Origin of the sequence: Paenibacillus sp. GbtcB18, from assembly GCF_019091125.1 — a bacterium.
Lineage (GTDB): Bacteria > Bacillota > Bacilli > Paenibacillales > NBRC-103111 > Paenibacillus_F > Paenibacillus_F chitinolyticus.
In genome coordinates this window covers 18,710-34,113 of the sequence record NZ_JAGXJX010000002.1, presented here as the reverse complement: position 1 = coordinate 34,113, position 15,404 = coordinate 18,710, and the positions used below count along the sequence as shown (strand labels likewise).

Genomic DNA, 15,404 nt, shown 5'->3' with positions numbered 1-15,404 from the left:
CATGCAAACGAGCGAAACCATACATCCCGACAAATCCATCGATACGGTGCTGGAAGTGGCCCCCAAAGCGCCCGGACGCGCCGTACGCGTAACGGAGCACGACGATTCTTATGTGATTCACGGACAGCATGCCAATCTGCTGCTGACTTTTTTGGAATGCGGGCTGTTCCGGATCAAATTGTTTCACGGGAATAAGCCGGAGTTCAAGCCCGCGACCGTCGCTGTACTGTCGGAATCGTTTCAACCGGTTAAAGCCGACCGTACGGAAAGCCCGGAAGCGTTCGAATTCCGCACTTCCGCGCTGCGCCTGATCGTCGAGAAAGAAACATTCGCTTTGACGGTTCAAACGCCGGAAGGCGAGCTTCTGATGAAGCAGCCCACGATTTCGTGGACGACACGCGGTTCGCTGAGCGGCTCCTATGTGATGGGGACGGACTCTCATTTTTACGGCCTCGGGGAGAAAACGAGCTTCCTGGACAAGCGGGGAGAGCGCTACGCGATGTGGAACTCCGACGTGTTCGCGCCGCATGTGCCGGAAATCGAAGCGCTGTACGAATCGATCCCTCTGCTCATTCACATGCATCAAACCGGAACTTACGGATTGTTTCTCGACAATCCCGGCCGCACCGATTTCGATATGCGCACGCATCCCGATCTTTTTACGATTCAATGCACGACCGGGGAGTATGACCTGTACTTCATTTTCGGTCCGCAGCCCAAAGACGTCGTCGGCCGTTACACAAAGCTGACGGGGCGCATCTCTATGCCGCCGAAATGGTCCCTTGGCTACCACCAGTCCCGTTACAGCTATATGAACCAGCAGGAAGTGCTGGAGCTGGCACGAACGTTCCGCGAGAGAAACATCCCTTGCGACGTCATTCATCTCGATATCCATTACATGGATCAGTACCGCGTCTTTACGTTCGATAAGGACCGTTTCCCGGACCCGGAGGGAATGATGGCGGAGCTGAAAAAGCTCGGCATGCGCATCGTGCCGATTGTCGATCCCGGCGTCAAAAAAGATCCCAAATACCCGATTTACCGGGAAGGGATCGAGAACGGCTATTTCTGCAAAAAGCTGGAAGGTGAGCTGTTTATCGGAGACGTGTGGCCCGGTAAAAGCGCGTTCCCCGATTTCACGGAAGATGCCGTGGGCAAATGGTGGGGAGAGAAGCACAAATTCTACGTGGACCTCGGCATCACGGGAATCTGGAACGATATGAACGAACCGGCTGTGTTCAACGAATCCAAAACGATGGATCTCGACGTCATCCATGGCAATAACGGCGACAGCAAAACGCACGAAGAGCTGCATAACTTGTACGGCATGATGATGTCCAAAGCGACATTCGAAAGCCTCCGGGAGCAGTTGGGCGGCGAGCGGCCGTTCGTTCTGACCCGCGCGGGCTACAGCGGCGTGCAGCGTTATGCCGCCGTATGGACGGGCGACAACCGCAGCTTCTGGGAGCATATGGCGATGGCGATTCCGATGGTGCTGAACCTGGGGTTGTCCGGAATTCCGTTCACGGGCCCCGATATCGGCGGCTTCGCGCATCACTCCACGGGACAACTGCTTGCCCGCTGGACGCAAATGGGGGCGCTGTTTCCTTTCTGCCGCAACCACAGCGTGATCGACTCCGTCCGCCAGGAGCCGTGGTCGTTCGGCGAAGAGACCGAGGCAATTTGCCGCACCTATATCGAGCTGCGCTACCGCTGGATGCCGGTCTTGTACACGCTGTTCCACGAAGCATCCCGGACCGGGATGCCGATTCTGCGGCCGCTTGTGCTGGAATATCCGCACGATCCGCAGGTGACGAACCTCAGCGACCAGTTCCTGCTCGGCAGCAGCGTTCTCGTCGCCCCGGTCTACCGTCCCGATACGGAGCACCGCGCCGTCTATATCCCGGAAGGCGAGTGGATCGACTACTGGAGCGGGGAGAAGCATGCGGGACCGAGGCATATTCTCGCCCGCGCGCCGCTTCACATTATGCCGATGTATATCAAAGCGGGAGCCATTCTTGCGGAAGAGCCGCTAAAGCAGCATGCGGATGAGAGCGTGGCATCGTCTCTGACGTGGAACATTTATGCTTCCGGCGGCAGCTCCGAAGGAACCGTGTACGAAGACGACGGGATCACTTACGGGTACGAGCAGGGAGCGTACAATGTGATCCGCATGTCCACGGAAGCGGCGGACGGAGGCATGAAGCTGGCCTGGGCATACGAGCACACCGGGTTGCCCAACGGGGACCGCAGCTTCCTGATCCGCATCAAACATGCGGGATTCGTTCCTGCGGCGATCGAAGGCCTCCGCCGTCTGGAAGCCGGCGTGATCGCCCGGGAGCAGTCGGCAGCCGGCTGGGCCTACGACGAAGCGGCCGGAGAGATCCTGGTCCGGACGGCGGACACCCCGCAGCAAATTCTACACATCCGCGCCTGATCGTTCGGCGCGCGGTCAGACCGCTTCCGGCGGTGCGAAAGCTCCGGCCCCTTACAGGGGTCGGAGCTTTTTGGCGTGCCCGGGTGTACGGCCGCTGTGTCACGAATAAGCTGGACGGGGCGGCGAGCAGCCCGGAAGAGCCCGGAAGCTGCGCACAAAACAATGGAGGATAAGCTCCAATCCGCTCGCTTCTGTCCGATTCGTTCGAATAGTCCGGGACAGTCCCGGACAGTTCTTCTGCTGTTTGCTCCGCCCCGTCACCGCTATTTCAGCTTGGTGATGACAAAGCCGCCGACTACGATACCGAGGCCAACCCAGGTTTTCCAGTTCGGAATCTCCTTCAGGAAGATGTACCCCATCAGCACGCAGATAAAAATCTCGATTCCTTTGGATATGCCTAAGGATAAGGTCAAGCTACCCGTCGTCTTGTAGCAGAACTTCACGCCGTATCCGATCATAACGTTGGCCGCAAACACCAGCGGGATCATTTTGCACTGAAACCACAAGGTTTGCCAGAGCGAAGGATCGATGTGTTTGCTCTGGTACGAGAAGATACTGTTGATCGTCAGAAGTCCAGCCAGAAGCAGGGCGATTCCGTATACCATAAACATGCGCAGGTCTCCTTTGTCTGTTTCTTCTCCTTTAATGTTTCCGGCGCGCAACAAATTAACCGCTGGAAAACTTATTTGTTCCGGGCGAAATAAACAATTCACACAATGTTAACGAGAATAGCCCTGTTGAGTCATATTAAAAAGAGCAGCCGCGTGTAAGAATAATGGAAGCGAAAGGAAAGGAGGCCTTGCCTTGCTAAAACCGATCAGCCGATTCCTGCTGGCCGTTCTTCTGGTGTTTGCGGTCACGGCTTGCTCGTCCGAGCTTAAGGGACAGGACCCGGCCAAAGTCAAAGTCGATCTTGTCACCGAGCCTTCACCGGTCAAAACAGGCGAGAAAGCGGTGGTCACCGCGAAGATTACCGGATTAACCACACAAGAGGGGGCGAGAGTCCAGCTCGACGTCCGCCTGGCGGACAACAGCGGGCTTCCGGAACTGCTGGATGCGAAATCAAGCGGGGACGGAAATTACTCGATAGAGAAAACGTTCGACCAGCCCGGCAAATATGCCATTTACGTGCATCTTTACCAGGGAGTGCTGCACATCACCAAGAAAAAGGTGCTGGACGTTTCATGAAGCTCCGTCTGATTCCCCTGTGGCTGTGCGTCTGTGCCGCGGCGGCGGCTGGGTTATGGCTGCCTCACCAGCGGGCGGAAGCGGCTCCGCCGGACGCGGGTCCGGCCCGGCCCGCCGAGCTGCAGCAGCTCATCGACCGTACGCCGTCCGGCGGTCTGCTCCGGCTCCCGGCAGGCTCCTACGAGGGCCCGGCCGTTATTACCCGCCCCATCGTGATCGAGGGGCAGAGCGGTGCCGTCGTCAGGAACAAGGAAGGCAGCGGAAAGCCCGCTATTACCGTCGGGGCAGACGATGTTACCCTGAAAAGCCTGCAGATCGAGCAGGACGGGAAAGGGGCTTCTTCAGACACGTCCGCGGTACTGGTCCAGGGAAGCGGGGTTTGGCTTCATTCGCTGGATATCCGCACGGATGCGTTCGGCATTCTGCTGCGGGATACGGGGCATAACCGGATCGAGAATAATTCCGTCGTCCGGACCGGAAGCGAAGCGGCCAAGCTGTCCGAAAGACGCAACGGCATCGATCTTTTCAACGCGCACGATAACGTGATCTCGGGCAACCGGGTAAGCTCCATGAACGACGGCATTTATCTGGAAAGCAGCCACCGGAACAAGGTGGAAGCCAATTCCGTCGAACATTCCCGGTACGGGATTCACTGCATGTACACGAAGGGGACGTTCGTCCGGGGCAACACAGGCATGTACAACATCACGGGCGCCATGATCATGGGCGTCAAAGAAGCCGAGGTAACGGGCAATTCCTTTACGAAACAGAGCGAGAGCGTGAACTCTCAGGGATTGCTGTTCTTCGACGTACATAACTCGAAAGTAACCGGCAACAAAGTGGAGGGCAACCGGGTCGGCCTTTATGTCGAGCAATCGGGCTCCAACGAGTTCACTAACAACGACGTGCTGCAAAATTTCGTTGGCGTCCAGTTTCTGGAATCGGAAAATAACCGCTTCACCGGCAACCGTTTTATCGGCAACGTAATCGAGGCGGAAGCGAATGAGAGCGAGAGCAACGCATTCAGCGGCAACTTCTGGGAGGCGTTCCGCGGTCTGGACAGCGACGGGGACGGGAGCAGCGAGCTGTCGTATGCGCTGAATCCTTTTTTTCAAAGATTGACGGGGGCGGTTCCCGCTTACCAGCTGTTTTTTCAGTCGCCGGGGATGCAGTTTCTCGAAGGGATGTACGCCTCCGACCGTGAAGGCTGGACCAAGGATGAAGCGCCTTTGATGAAGCCCGGAACGGGGCCGGAACAAAAGCCGTTAAGCGGAGCGGCGGGGAATACGACGCTAGTATTCGGGCTCCTGCTGCTGCTGGCGTCCGTCAGTACAATTTATTATGTGGGGGTAAGAAGAGGATGAAAAAAACAGGGTTGTTTTTGCTGAGTGTACTGCTGATTATGACAATTTTGTCCGCTTGCGGGAAAGCGAAGGATCAGGCGGAGCCCATCAACGAAGAAACGGATAAATGCGCGATCTGCAACATGCAGATCAAAGACGACGCGTTTGCCGTCCAGCTCAAAACGAAAGACGGAAAAACGTACAAATTCGACGATCTCGGCTGCATGAACGAGTGGAAAGGAAAAAATGCGGCGGACTCCATCCAAGTCCAGTTTGTCCGGGATTATAACAACAAAGAATGGATCAAGTATGAGGATGCGACTTACGTGTACGATCCTTCCTTCAAATCGCCGATGGCTTACGGCATCTATTCGTTTAAGGATAAAGCGGAAGCCCAGAAGTTCACGGACAGCCAGAAAAAAGGCAAAGTGATGACGGCTGCGGATCTCGGCAAGCACACGTGGGAGCAGAATAAAAGCATGATGAACATGGGCGGAAGCCACGACCACAGCGTCACGCCGGAAGCCGGCGGAGATAAGGACGCTCACGGCGGTAACGCCGGCGATAAGGGAACGCACGGCAAATGAACGTGCTGACGATCGCGCTGCGAGAAGTGAAAGTCGGGTTTAGAAACCCGTGGGCCTATTCGTTTATGGCCCTCTTTTCTTTATTCAGCCTGTCCCTGCTTCTCATTAACGCTCAAAGCTTCATAGAGGGCTATTCAAGCTCTACCTCTTCCATGCTTAATCTGATCTTATATCTACTTCCGCTGATGACGCTTCTGCTGGGCTCGTTTTCGTTAACGGCGGAGAAGGAAGAAGGAAGCTGGCAGCTTCTTTCAACGTATCCGCTCGCTACCTTTGCGTTTATTGCCGGGAAATATACCGGTTTGACCGTGGTTATGCTGAGCATCGTCGCCTTCGGATACGGCCTGACGGGCGTAGTCGGGGCGTTGACCGGAAGGGGACTGCAGCCGGCTACGCTCGGGTTGTTTTTTGCCTTCTCCACGGGGCTCGTTCTGCTGTTTCTTGCGATTGCGCTCGTGCTGGGCACGTTTGCCAAGAACCGCTGGCAGGCGCTGACCGCAGGTGTGGCGGTGTGGTTTTTCGCGGTGATCGGCTGGCCGACGCTGCTCATTGCCGTTCTCGGCCAGCTTCCTTACGTCTGGATCAAAAGCGCGCTTGTGGCGCTCACATTCCTGAACCCGGCGGAGCTTGTCCGGCTGTTCGTCGTCGTGAAGCTCGGAGGCGGTGCGGCGCTGGGGCCTGAATATTACGAGTGGGTCCGCTGGATCGGCCGTCCGGAAGGAACCCTGGTATTTATGGGTTTGTGCCTGGTCTGGATCGCCGTATGCGCAGGTTTGGCCAACTGGATCTGGGAAAGGGGGCGTTCCCGTGGCTGAGAATGTCCTGCAAGTGTCTGACTTGCATAAAAAAATCGGCAAGCAGCCGATTATTCACTCGGTCAACCTTCGGATAAGCAGGGGACAGGTGCTGACCCTCTGCGGCGGGAACGGAGCCGGGAAAAGCACCATTCTGCGTATGATAGCAGGTATTACGCAGCCCACTTCGGGGGTTATCGAGGTAAACGGCCGGAAGTGGAAAGAAAACCGCACCGCGTATGCGCAGCAGATCGGATACATGCCGGATGATTATTTGTTCGGCCAAGGGTTGTCGGCGGAGGAAACGCTTTTGTTCTGGGCTTCGCTGCGCAAGGTTTCCAAAGCGAGAGTGCTGGAAACCCTGGAGCTGGTCGGACTGGCCGACGTGAGGCGGAAGCCGGTCAGCTCCTTCTCCAAAGGCATGCGGCAGCGGCTGCTGTTTGCCCAGGCGCTGCTGGCCAAGCCGGCGCTGCTCATCATGGACGAACCGACCAACGGACTTGATCCTTACTGGATGGATTCGTTCGTCGAGCTTGTCCGCTACGCGAAGCGGGAAGGTCATGCCGTTCTGTTCTCCACGCACCAGCTCGGCGTGGCGGAGTCGGCCGCCGATCATGTCGTGTTCCTGAAAGAAGGGCGCATAGCCGAGGAAGGAACGGCCGAGTCTTTCCGGGAAGCCTATGGTCCCGGGGGGCTGCAGGCGGCCTTCTCCAAGCTGTTCGGCTATCGTACCGGCGGAGACGGCGGGATTTAGAGGGAGGCGGGAAATTTGATACATAAGCTGCGGCGAGGAGCCGTCCTGCTTATCGCAGGACTGATCGCGGCCGCTCTGGCGTACACCCTGCTCCATGCGGATTCGAAGGAATCGGCCGTGGCGGTCCGGACCGGTGCGATGGCGCCGGATTTTACCGTTACCGGATTGGACGGCCGTTCCGCCGCGCTTTCCGACTACCGGGGGAAGGGCGTGCTGCTTAATTTCTGGGCCTCCTGGTGCGGCCCTTGTACGCATGAGATGCCCCGTATGAATGAAGCTTACCTCGAAGGAATTCCGGACGTGGAAATTGTCGCCGTCAACGTAGGCGAATCGAGAGGAACGGCGAACGAATTCGCCATGCGGAAGCACCTGGCATTCCCCGTCCTGCTCGATCCGAGCGGCGAGGCCGCCCGAAAATACCGGGTCGTCGGCCTTCCGGCCACGTTCCTGATTGATCCCGACGGCAAAATCGCGGCGATTCGTCCGGGTGAGCTGACCAGCGCTTCGGAAGTGAAGAAGCTGCTGCAAAGCCTGAGCAGATGAATGAAGGCTGGCTTCGGGTTAAGCCGGAAGCCGTCCGTTTCTTTTCACTGCCGCCGCTTAAAAAAACTCCGGACCGCCGAAGGTCCGGAGTTTTTCGTTCTTTCGCGGTAAACGCCCGTTAATGACGACCGGCCGGCGAGATATCAACCTCCGCAGGCGGGATGCCGATGCTTTCGCCTTCACTGAGGGTTAATTATCACCCACAGATCGTGTATGATCATATGCGAGAAAATACCGGGATTTCAGTTTTGAACCGGATTACATCAAGAGGGAGGGAGACTGGGAAGTTTTGAGCAACATCGGAAACATAGGGTTGTTCAAGACGATCGAATTATCTGACCGGAACTAGAGACTTAGGCTACTTATAGTTCTAGTTAGTAATGAAGATCTACTTAATGAAATTTATGTAATTGTTAGCAACCAACTTTTGAGCTTGATTAATCGCATTCTTAATTGCGGTTGAGTTTGAGGACCCATGGCTCTTGATACATACACCCTTAATCCCTAAGAGTGGAGCACCACCAAACTCTCTATAGTCCATTTTTTTCTTGAAACTTCTGAGCGTAGGTAACAAAGCTAACGTGGCTACTTTTGTTATCAAATTCTTATTAACTTGCTTTTTGAATAATGAGAAGAACGTTTCAATAACACCCTCGAAAGATTTCAAAAGTATATTTCCGCTAAAGGCATCACAAATTATTACGTCACAATGTCCTTTTAAAACATCTCTTGCTTCAACGTTGCCAACAAAATTTAGCTCTTCTTTAAGTAACATGTTATATGTCGTCCTAACCAACTCATTCCCTTTGCCTTTTTCTGTCCCAACATTAAGAAGGCCTATCCTTGGATTCGTTACTCCTTTCATTTTGTTAACATATATACTTCCCATTTTTGCGTATTGAATAAGATTTTCAGGTTTGGCGTCAATATTTGCTCCTAGATCTAATACGAGAACATCATTTCCGTCATAAGTGGGTATTAACTGAGCAAGTGCCGGACGTTCAAATCCTTGTACTCTACCTATAATAAGTATTCCCATCGCAACTAAAGCGCCTGTATTGCCTGCGGAAACCATAGCATCAGCTTTTCCTTCCCGAATTAGTTTCCCGGCAATAACTAACGAAGAATTTTTTTTTCGTCTCACTGAACTAACAGGATCATCATGTGCTGTAATTATTTCAGAAGTATGAAGCAATTGGATATTGGGGAGATTCTCTTTCAAAAAAGGCTTGGCGTGAGTTTCATCACCAACTAATATCAGTTTCACATTTTCTAGTTCTTTAGCCGCCAAAATTGCTCCTTCAATGTTCATTTTAGGGGCAAAGTCCCCTCCCATTATATCAATGGCAATTCGCAAGAAGATTCCTCCTAATAGTATAAATTTCTCGCTTTTTATTACTTATTGAAAAACAAAAAAATGAGAACAATAAAAAGTTTATTCGTCTTCACGAGAATGGAATTGCTTACAAAGTAGACGAATCACCGATAACAATTGCTCCTATATCTGTGACTTGCAAGATTGTTTTTTGATAAGCGAAAAAGCTAATTAACTTACACAAAAATATCTTTTACAGGTTTGTATTTCCAAATTTTCTATAAAATTAAACTTTCTGTTGGATTATATCATACCCGGAGGGCTGCTTCAAAGCCCTTAATTGCTAAGGAAGTTCCTTACGTAGTTAGGTAAGGAATGGATATCACGTATTTCCAAACGTAACAAGGCCGGATATGCGTGTGTTCAATCTTGAACCGGAATTTTCTGGAGTATCGACGATTGGCCAATCGATCAATGTCTGGGGATTGTGTTCGTATAGGATACTATGAAAGGAGTATTAATGAGACATTAGCAAGGATTATTTAAAGCGATCATCTTTTGTATATAATATCTGGACTCCAACGTCTAGAATGCTTATATTATCTAAAAATTTAAACTCGACTTTCGCTCTATTCTTATGTTTATCAACTCTCTTGATAATCCCCTCGAAGTTTTTTAAAGGACCAGAAAGTACAGTAACACTTGAATTTTCTATAAATAATTCTGAATAATCAAGAATCCCTTCTTCGCCAATTATATTAATTAAAAATTGCATTTCTTTGGAATTAATTTTCTTGAAGCAATCAGATTCATCAAAATCTTCGTCTAACGTATAGCAATACTTTGGAGAATTATAATTTAAAAGTCTAATTAATGTTGGTATTTCTTTTAATTTGTAATATATTTTATAATCCAATTTTAATTCAATTAATACATAGCCGGGAAACATTATTTTGAAACAATGGTATGTAACTCCTTGTTTTTTTTCAGGTACTTTTCTTTTTGGAACAATGCATCGAATGTTACTTTTCGAAAATATTTTATTAATATAATCTTTTGTGATCTCCTCTTTACCCGTCTCAACAAAAAGAGCATACCAATCCATAAATATCTCCTTATTAGTGTATATTATTGAATCCAGATTATATTCATGTTTTCTAAAAAGAGGACTTTCTAGTAATGGAATTATATGTAGAAAACGCTTTCTTTGCAATGAAAAAAATACCAAAAGTACTAATGGATTTACAAATTAATTACTGAAAATAGTGAGGATTCATAATATTGACATTAGCGAATATAATAGTTTATACTATAAAAAAAGCCTAGTTATTCTGGCAAAGTTTCGGCATGTCAGGTTAGCGAAGCGGTCAGGTTAGAATACAAATACACCTTGATAAAGAGTGTATTAATTTGGCGTGCCTATAATTGTGATTGACTGTATATTATGTGTAGCTTACTAGTTTAGTGTGCTTGCTTCCTTTTCTTAATTAAAAGCTGCGATTTTTAATTATCCATGGTGGTGATATCTTGGATGTATTGCTCAATCATGATCACAAAAATTTGGAATACGCTCGAGCGTATTCAGGGCCTTTTATACTGAAATCATCTGATGAAAAATATCGCTGTTCATTTGGAATTTGTAAAATAAAAAATGGTCATGTAGAAGAAATGATAAAACGGCATTTTCACAAGAGTGAACAAGATAAATTCAATGAAATTAAATACGAAAGAAGAATGAATAGTTATGTTGTGGGAAGATATGCAGGGAAATTGGCTGTTTCAGATTTTTCAGCAGAAAACGATATTAGAACAATAGCTATTCATAATGGGATTTTTAATCAACCGTATATTATTAGCGATTCCATTAGAAATGTTCAAATTAGTATAAGTCATTGTAATGATTTAGGTGTAGCGATAGCTTTTACTGATGGGCTGCTAATGGGGATAGACATAGAGAAAATAGATCCATCCAAGTTTAGGTTTCTTAAGAGCAGTCTTACGCCTAAGGAAATGGATATATTGAAGAAGTTTAATTGTGGCGAAGATATATTGTTTATGTTTTGGACCATAAAAGAATCTCTATCAAAAGTTCTTAAAACGGGTTTGACACTTCCGTTGGAATTGTTAGAGGTAAAAGAATTCACTCAGCATAGTGCTGTATATCATAGCTGTTTTGAGAATTTTCCTCAGTTTCGCTCAGTTTCCATAGTTTTAATGGGATATATTTGTTCAATAACATTTCCAAAGAAATTAAGCCTAAATATAAGTGATATTCAGATGCACCAAAAAATTATTGAGTCAATTTTAAAAAAATTATAAATAGATTTACTTTTGTCGGAGGAGGTCGCTTAGGCCTCTTTTTTGTTTTTGGATTTATAAACGGTAATCTCAACAGTGGATCAATGATTACGATTAATTACGAATTGGGAGGGAAAGAAATGCTAACATACGTTTTTCCGGGACAGGGTTCGCAACATGTAGGTATGGGAATTAGTCTCTTTGATGAGTTCAAGGAATTAGTAAAAAATGCGGATGATATATTAGGTTTTTCAGTAAAAGAGCTTTGTTTGGAGGACTCTAGTGCACGGTTAAATCAAACGCAATTTACGCAACCAGCCATTTATACGGTAAATGTATTAAGCTATTTGAAAAAACTGAATGAGACTGGAAGAAAACCTGATTACGTTGCGGGGCATAGTCTTGGCGAATATAGTGCATTGTTTGCTGCCGGAGCTTATGATTTTGAGACTGGACTAAAAATAGTAAAAAATAGAGGCGAACTTATGCAGAGGGCCAAAGGAGGAAGTATGGCCGCTGTGATTGGATTAACAAAGGAGCAAGTCGATAATATCTTGAGGGAGAACCATTTTGATGGTATTGATATTGCAAATTTAAACAGCCCGAAACAAATTGTAATTGCGGGTAACAAAGAATTGATAAATAGAGCGAAATCTATTTTCGAGGCAAATGAACAGGTACAACTATTTTCTGTATTAAATGTCAGTGGTGCATTTCATTCAAGATATATGAGTGATGCCATGAGCGAGTTTGAAATATTCATTGATAGATTCGCATTTTCCCCACTACAAATACCTGTAATCTCAAATGTTTTTGCTCGCCCGTACGTGGATTCAAAATTAAAAGAAACATTAGTTTCTCAACTTACCTCATCAGTGAATTGGACAGACAGCATCCGCTATTTGATGGGAAGAGGGAATATGGAATTCGTGGAGATTGGGCCAGGGAACGTTTTAAAATCGTTAATTCGTAGAATCCAAGCAGAGGCAGAAGCTCTTATTATAAATGAAGAGAACTTGGATGATGGAAAGATAGAAAGAAGGAAAATGAAATCAGTACCTAGTTTTCATGTGAACAAAGGCAGCCAAACATCAAATGAGGCGGATCATCATATGAAAATAGTTGAAACACCAAAAATCGTGCCAATCGATTTGGGGAGTTCCGAATTCAGAAAAGATTACAATCTAAAATATGCTTATTTAAGTGGTGGAATGTACAGGGGCATTTCATCTGAGGAATTGGTTATAAAAATGGGTAAGGCAGGAATGATGGGCTTTTATGGGACTGGGGGTAAAACGTTAAGGGAGATTGAGAAAGCCATAATTCAAATTCAAAACAGCCTGACTCAAAACCAAGCGTATGGAATGAATTTTATCCACCACCCGTATAATTTGGACCATGAAGAAAAAATTATAGAACTTTATTTGAAATATGGAATTAAGGTAATAGAAGTTGCCGCTTTTGTCACTATTACACCCGCCTTAGTAATGTATCGTGCGAAAGGTCTGAAAAAAGACGCATTTGGTAATGTTATTGCGAACAATAAAATAATCGCGAAAGTATCAAGACCTGAGGTGGCTGAAGGCTTCTTAATGCCTTCGCCAAATAGAATAGTAGAAAAATTATTAGCTTTAAACAAAATAACAAAAGATGAAGCTGAGATGTTAGTGACAGTGCCGATTGCTGACGATATATGTGTCGAATCTGATTCCGGAGGCCATACCGACGGTGGAATAGCATATACGCTAATGCCCGCAATGATTAGATTACGTGATGATATGATGGCGAAATACGGATACAAGAAGATTATAAGAGTCGGAGCTGCGGGTGGTATAGGAACCCCAAGTTCAGCTGCAGCTGCGTTTATATTAGGTGCTGATTTTATACTTACTGGTTCAATTAACCAATGTACTGTAGAAGCAGGGACAAGTGATGCTGTAAAAGAAATGCTGCAGCAAATAAATGTTCAGGATACGGAGTATGCTCCGGCTGGGGATATGTTTGAATTGGGAGCAAAAGTACAAGTGTTGAAGAGGGGGGTGTTCTTTCCTGCTCGAGCCAACAAATTATTTGAACTATATCGTAGACATAATTCACTAAATGAGCTCGATAAACAAACAAAGTCCCAATTGGAAGAAAGATATTTTAAACGTAGTTTTGAAAAGGTGTTTGAGGAAGTACAAAAATATAAACCGGAAAGTGAAATTCAAAAGGCGGAAGCAGACCCCAAATTGAAAATGGCTTTAATATTTAAATGGTATTTTGCTTACACGACACAGCTTGCATTGGAGGGAAAAGAAGAAAGCAAAGTGGATTTTCAAATTCATTGCGGTCCGGCATTAGGAGCTTTTAACCAATGGGTCAAGGGGACTAAGTTGGAAGATTGGAAAAACAGACATGTCGACACAATTGGGGAGAAAATAATGTTAGAGACTGCGGAATATCTTAATTATAAAATATCCATGTTAATGAAAGGGTGAAAACGAAGGTGCGGTTAGAAAACTTGAAGTACGTACCGGAAACAGGTTCTAAATCACCTTCATTACTCTTTTTACACGGGACCAATCATGGGGCATGGTGTTGGGAGGAATATTTCCTTCCTTATTTTCTCCAAGAGGGATACCCTTCTTATGCGGTGAGCTATCGCGGTCACGGTAAAAGCGAGAGGGGCGAGAAGAATCATTCATTTTCTTTAGATGACTATGTGAGAGATGTGATTTCAACTATCAATCAACTGAACATAAAACCTGTTTTAATAGGTCATTCAATGGGGGGGGCAATAGCGCAAAAGATTTTAAATAGTTATCCGAACAAGATAACCGCAGTTGTTTTGCTGGCATCTGTTTCGCCATTCGGAATGTTAATTGATTATTTAAAACTTTTGGTTAGATATTATCGCAAGTGCACTCAGTTGAATTCATTTAATAAAGGCCAAAATGTTCATTTTCCATCAGACTTGTTTCTATCGAACAAAATTTCTAGAGAAAAATTGGAACATTTTGTTCAACAAATGCAACCCGAATCTAGAAAAGCTATGATAGGCCTTCTTAAACGAATTGTTCCAAAAACAATGGTCACAGACATCCCGATTCTCGTTTTGGGATCAAACACAGATAAAATTTTTACAGCGAGAACCTGCAAATCTACAGCAAAGTTTTACAAAGTTAACCCCATAATTCTTCCTGACTTAAGTCATGACATGATGCTGGATTCCAACTGGCATGTGGCTGCAGATGAGATCCTTCGTTTTTTACAGAAACTATCCACGGATGAAACAATTAAGGGGGGTTCATAGTGAACACTGGATCATATCAAGTAACGAAAATTGCTAGCAATGTAGAAAATGAAATCGAAAGATTAAAAGGGCAGGTTGAATTGTTCTGGAATAAGGAATTAAAGCGATATATAGAGTTTGGACTTCGGGATGGTATTTCATTAGTTGAACTGGGATCCGGTCCTGGCTTTGTTATCGAAAAAATTAAAGAGAACTTCCCCGATATACAAGTCACGGCTGTTGAAATTGATTCTGTCTTAGTCAATTATGCCAAGAATTATTTCAATAAAAAAAAAATCAAAAATGTAAAAGTGATTAAAAAATCCATAATGGAAACAGGATTGAAGAATGATACCTTTGATTTGGCTATAACCCGTCTAGTTTTGGAACATTTGCCTGACCCGCTAAATGCTGTGAGAGAAATCCACAGAATACTAAAGCCAGGGGGAAAGGCGATTTTTATCGATAATGATTTTGAAATGCACTTAATGACTTACCCTCATATTCCTAAGTTGAGAAAACTTTATGATGCTTACTGCCAGTGTCGTTATTCTGAAGGCGGGAATCCCAAAATAGGAAGAGAGCTACCTAAGTTATTAAAAAAAAGCGGGTTTGTCAACGTGGATTTTGAAATAATTAATGCGCATAGTGAAGTAGATGGAGATCAAAAGTTTTTTAAATCGGAGGGATTGGGCATACCTTCTAAATTGGTGCAAGAAGGGGTTTTATCAAGCAAGGATTTAGGAGAGATATTAATCGATTGGAGAAATATGTTGAAAGACAATAATCATTCGATTATTCGACAATTGTATATGGCTGTTGGGGAAAAAACATTACAGGAGCCTTGATCAGGGGATACAAAAAAGAGGGC

At 46.6% G+C, this 15,404-nt stretch carries 14 protein-coding genes; 11 read left to right on the top strand and 3 right to left on the bottom strand.

What is annotated here, in order from left to right:
* Position 1 precedes the first annotated feature (1 nt).
* A complete protein-coding gene (locus tag KVT34_RS05360) occupies positions 2 to 2,437 on the top strand; it encodes a glycoside hydrolase family 31 protein (protein ID WP_217557337.1) in 2,436 nt (811 codons plus the stop codon).
* Between the two features lie 263 nt (positions 2,438 to 2,700).
* Here KVT34_RS05360 and KVT34_RS05355 read toward each other — a convergent pair whose 3' ends face one another.
* Positions 2,701 to 3,048 (bottom strand): hypothetical protein, encoded by a 348-nt coding sequence (locus KVT34_RS05355; RefSeq protein ID WP_217557335.1) that lies wholly within the window; start codon positions 3,046 to 3,048, stop codon positions 2,701 to 2,703.
* A gap of 193 nt (positions 3,049 to 3,241) precedes the next feature.
* Here KVT34_RS05355 and KVT34_RS05350 point away from each other — a divergent pair, with 193 nt between their 5' ends.
* The 6 genes from KVT34_RS05350 to KVT34_RS05325 are packed head-to-tail and all read left to right on the top strand — an operon-like array spanning position 3,242 to position 7,646.
* Positions 3,242 to 3,625, top strand: a complete 384-nt coding sequence (locus KVT34_RS05350) for a FixH family protein (RefSeq protein ID WP_042233244.1) — start codon at positions 3,242 to 3,244, stop codon at positions 3,623 to 3,625.
* Positions 3,622 to 4,989 (top strand): right-handed parallel beta-helix repeat-containing protein, encoded by a 1,368-nt coding sequence (locus KVT34_RS05345; RefSeq protein ID WP_217557333.1) that lies wholly within the window; start codon positions 3,622 to 3,624, stop codon positions 4,987 to 4,989. The genes KVT34_RS05350 and KVT34_RS05345 overlap by 4 nt, the downstream gene beginning before the upstream one ends.
* A complete protein-coding gene (locus KVT34_RS05340) occupies positions 4,986 to 5,555 on the top strand; it encodes a nitrous oxide reductase accessory protein NosL (protein ID WP_217557331.1) in 570 nt (189 codons plus the stop codon). Before KVT34_RS05345 ends, KVT34_RS05340 begins: the two co-directional genes overlap by 4 nt.
* The gene (locus KVT34_RS05335; protein ID WP_217557328.1) at positions 5,552 to 6,370 is read left to right on the top strand and encodes an ABC transporter permease; all 819 of its coding nucleotides are present in this window, start codon (positions 5,552 to 5,554) and stop codon (positions 6,368 to 6,370) included. Before KVT34_RS05340 ends, KVT34_RS05335 begins: the two co-directional genes overlap by 4 nt.
* Positions 6,363 to 7,103 carry an ABC transporter ATP-binding protein gene (locus tag KVT34_RS05330; protein WP_217557325.1) on the top strand — a complete coding sequence of 247 codons (741 nt, stop codon included), beginning with the start codon at positions 6,363 to 6,365 and terminating at the stop codon, positions 7,101 to 7,103. Before KVT34_RS05335 ends, KVT34_RS05330 begins: the two co-directional genes overlap by 8 nt.
* Before the next feature lie 15 nt (positions 7,104 to 7,118).
* The gene (locus tag KVT34_RS05325; RefSeq protein WP_217557322.1) at positions 7,119 to 7,646 is read left to right on the top strand and encodes a peroxiredoxin family protein; all 528 of its coding nucleotides are present in this window, start codon (positions 7,119 to 7,121) and stop codon (positions 7,644 to 7,646) included.
* A 388-nt stretch (positions 7,647 to 8,034) separates the two neighbouring features.
* Here the strand turns inward: KVT34_RS05325 and plsX are convergent, their stop codons facing one another.
* Together plsX and loaP are read right to left on the bottom strand one after the other, a co-directional pair.
* On the bottom strand, positions 8,035 to 9,003 hold the full coding sequence (gene plsX, locus KVT34_RS05320) for a phosphate acyltransferase PlsX (RefSeq protein ID WP_217557319.1): 969 nt from the start codon (positions 9,001 to 9,003) through the stop codon (positions 8,035 to 8,037).
* Between the two features lie 496 nt (positions 9,004 to 9,499).
* Positions 9,500 to 10,066: an antiterminator LoaP gene (gene loaP, locus KVT34_RS05315; RefSeq protein WP_217557316.1), complete on the bottom strand. Its 567-nt coding sequence runs from the start codon at positions 10,064 to 10,066 to the stop codon at positions 9,500 to 9,502.
* Between the two features lie 422 nt (positions 10,067 to 10,488).
* On the opposite strand from loaP, the gene KVT34_RS05310 reads away from it, so the two are divergent.
* The 4 genes from KVT34_RS05310 (at position 10,489) to KVT34_RS05295 (ending at position 15,381) form a co-directional block, all read left to right on the top strand.
* The gene (locus KVT34_RS05310; protein ID WP_217557314.1) at positions 10,489 to 11,280 is read left to right on the top strand and encodes a 4'-phosphopantetheinyl transferase family protein; all 792 of its coding nucleotides are present in this window, start codon (positions 10,489 to 10,491) and stop codon (positions 11,278 to 11,280) included.
* A gap of 119 nt (positions 11,281 to 11,399) precedes the next feature.
* The gene (gene fabD, locus KVT34_RS05305) at positions 11,400 to 13,739 is read left to right on the top strand and encodes an ACP S-malonyltransferase (RefSeq protein WP_217557312.1); all 2,340 of its coding nucleotides are present in this window, start codon (positions 11,400 to 11,402) and stop codon (positions 13,737 to 13,739) included.
* A gap of 23 nt (positions 13,740 to 13,762) precedes the next feature.
* Positions 13,763 to 14,554: an alpha/beta hydrolase gene (locus KVT34_RS05300; protein WP_217557310.1), complete on the top strand. Its 792-nt coding sequence runs from the start codon at positions 13,763 to 13,765 to the stop codon at positions 14,552 to 14,554.
* Positions 14,554 to 15,381, top strand: coding sequence for a methyltransferase domain-containing protein (locus KVT34_RS05295; protein WP_309244066.1), 828 nt, complete (start codon positions 14,554 to 14,556; stop codon positions 15,379 to 15,381). The genes KVT34_RS05300 and KVT34_RS05295 overlap by 1 nt, the downstream gene beginning before the upstream one ends.
* Positions 15,382 to 15,404: the final 23 nt, after the last annotated feature.

What these genes read in the sequence shown, in the direction of transcription:
- KVT34_RS05360 (WP_217557337.1), top strand. Translation starts at nt 2, where the DNA reads ATGCAAACGAGCGAAACCATACATCCCGACAAATCCATCGATACGGTG.
- fabD (WP_217557312.1), top strand. Translation starts at nt 11,400, where the DNA reads ATGCTAACATACGTTTTTCCGGGACAGGGTTCGCAACATGTAGGTATG.
- KVT34_RS05335 (WP_217557328.1), top strand. Translation starts at nt 5,552, where the DNA reads ATGAACGTGCTGACGATCGCGCTGCGAGAAGTGAAAGTCGGGTTTAGA.
- loaP (WP_217557316.1), bottom strand. Translation starts at nt 10,066, where the DNA reads ATGGATTGGTATGCTCTTTTTGTTGAGACGGGTAAAGAGGAGATCACA.
- KVT34_RS05345 (WP_217557333.1), top strand. Translation starts at nt 3,622, where the DNA reads ATGAAGCTCCGTCTGATTCCCCTGTGGCTGTGCGTCTGTGCCGCGGCG.
- KVT34_RS05355 (WP_217557335.1), bottom strand. Translation starts at nt 3,048, where the DNA reads ATGTTTATGGTATACGGAATCGCCCTGCTTCTGGCTGGACTTCTGACG.
- KVT34_RS05340 (WP_217557331.1), top strand. Translation starts at nt 4,986, where the DNA reads ATGAAAAAAACAGGGTTGTTTTTGCTGAGTGTACTGCTGATTATGACA.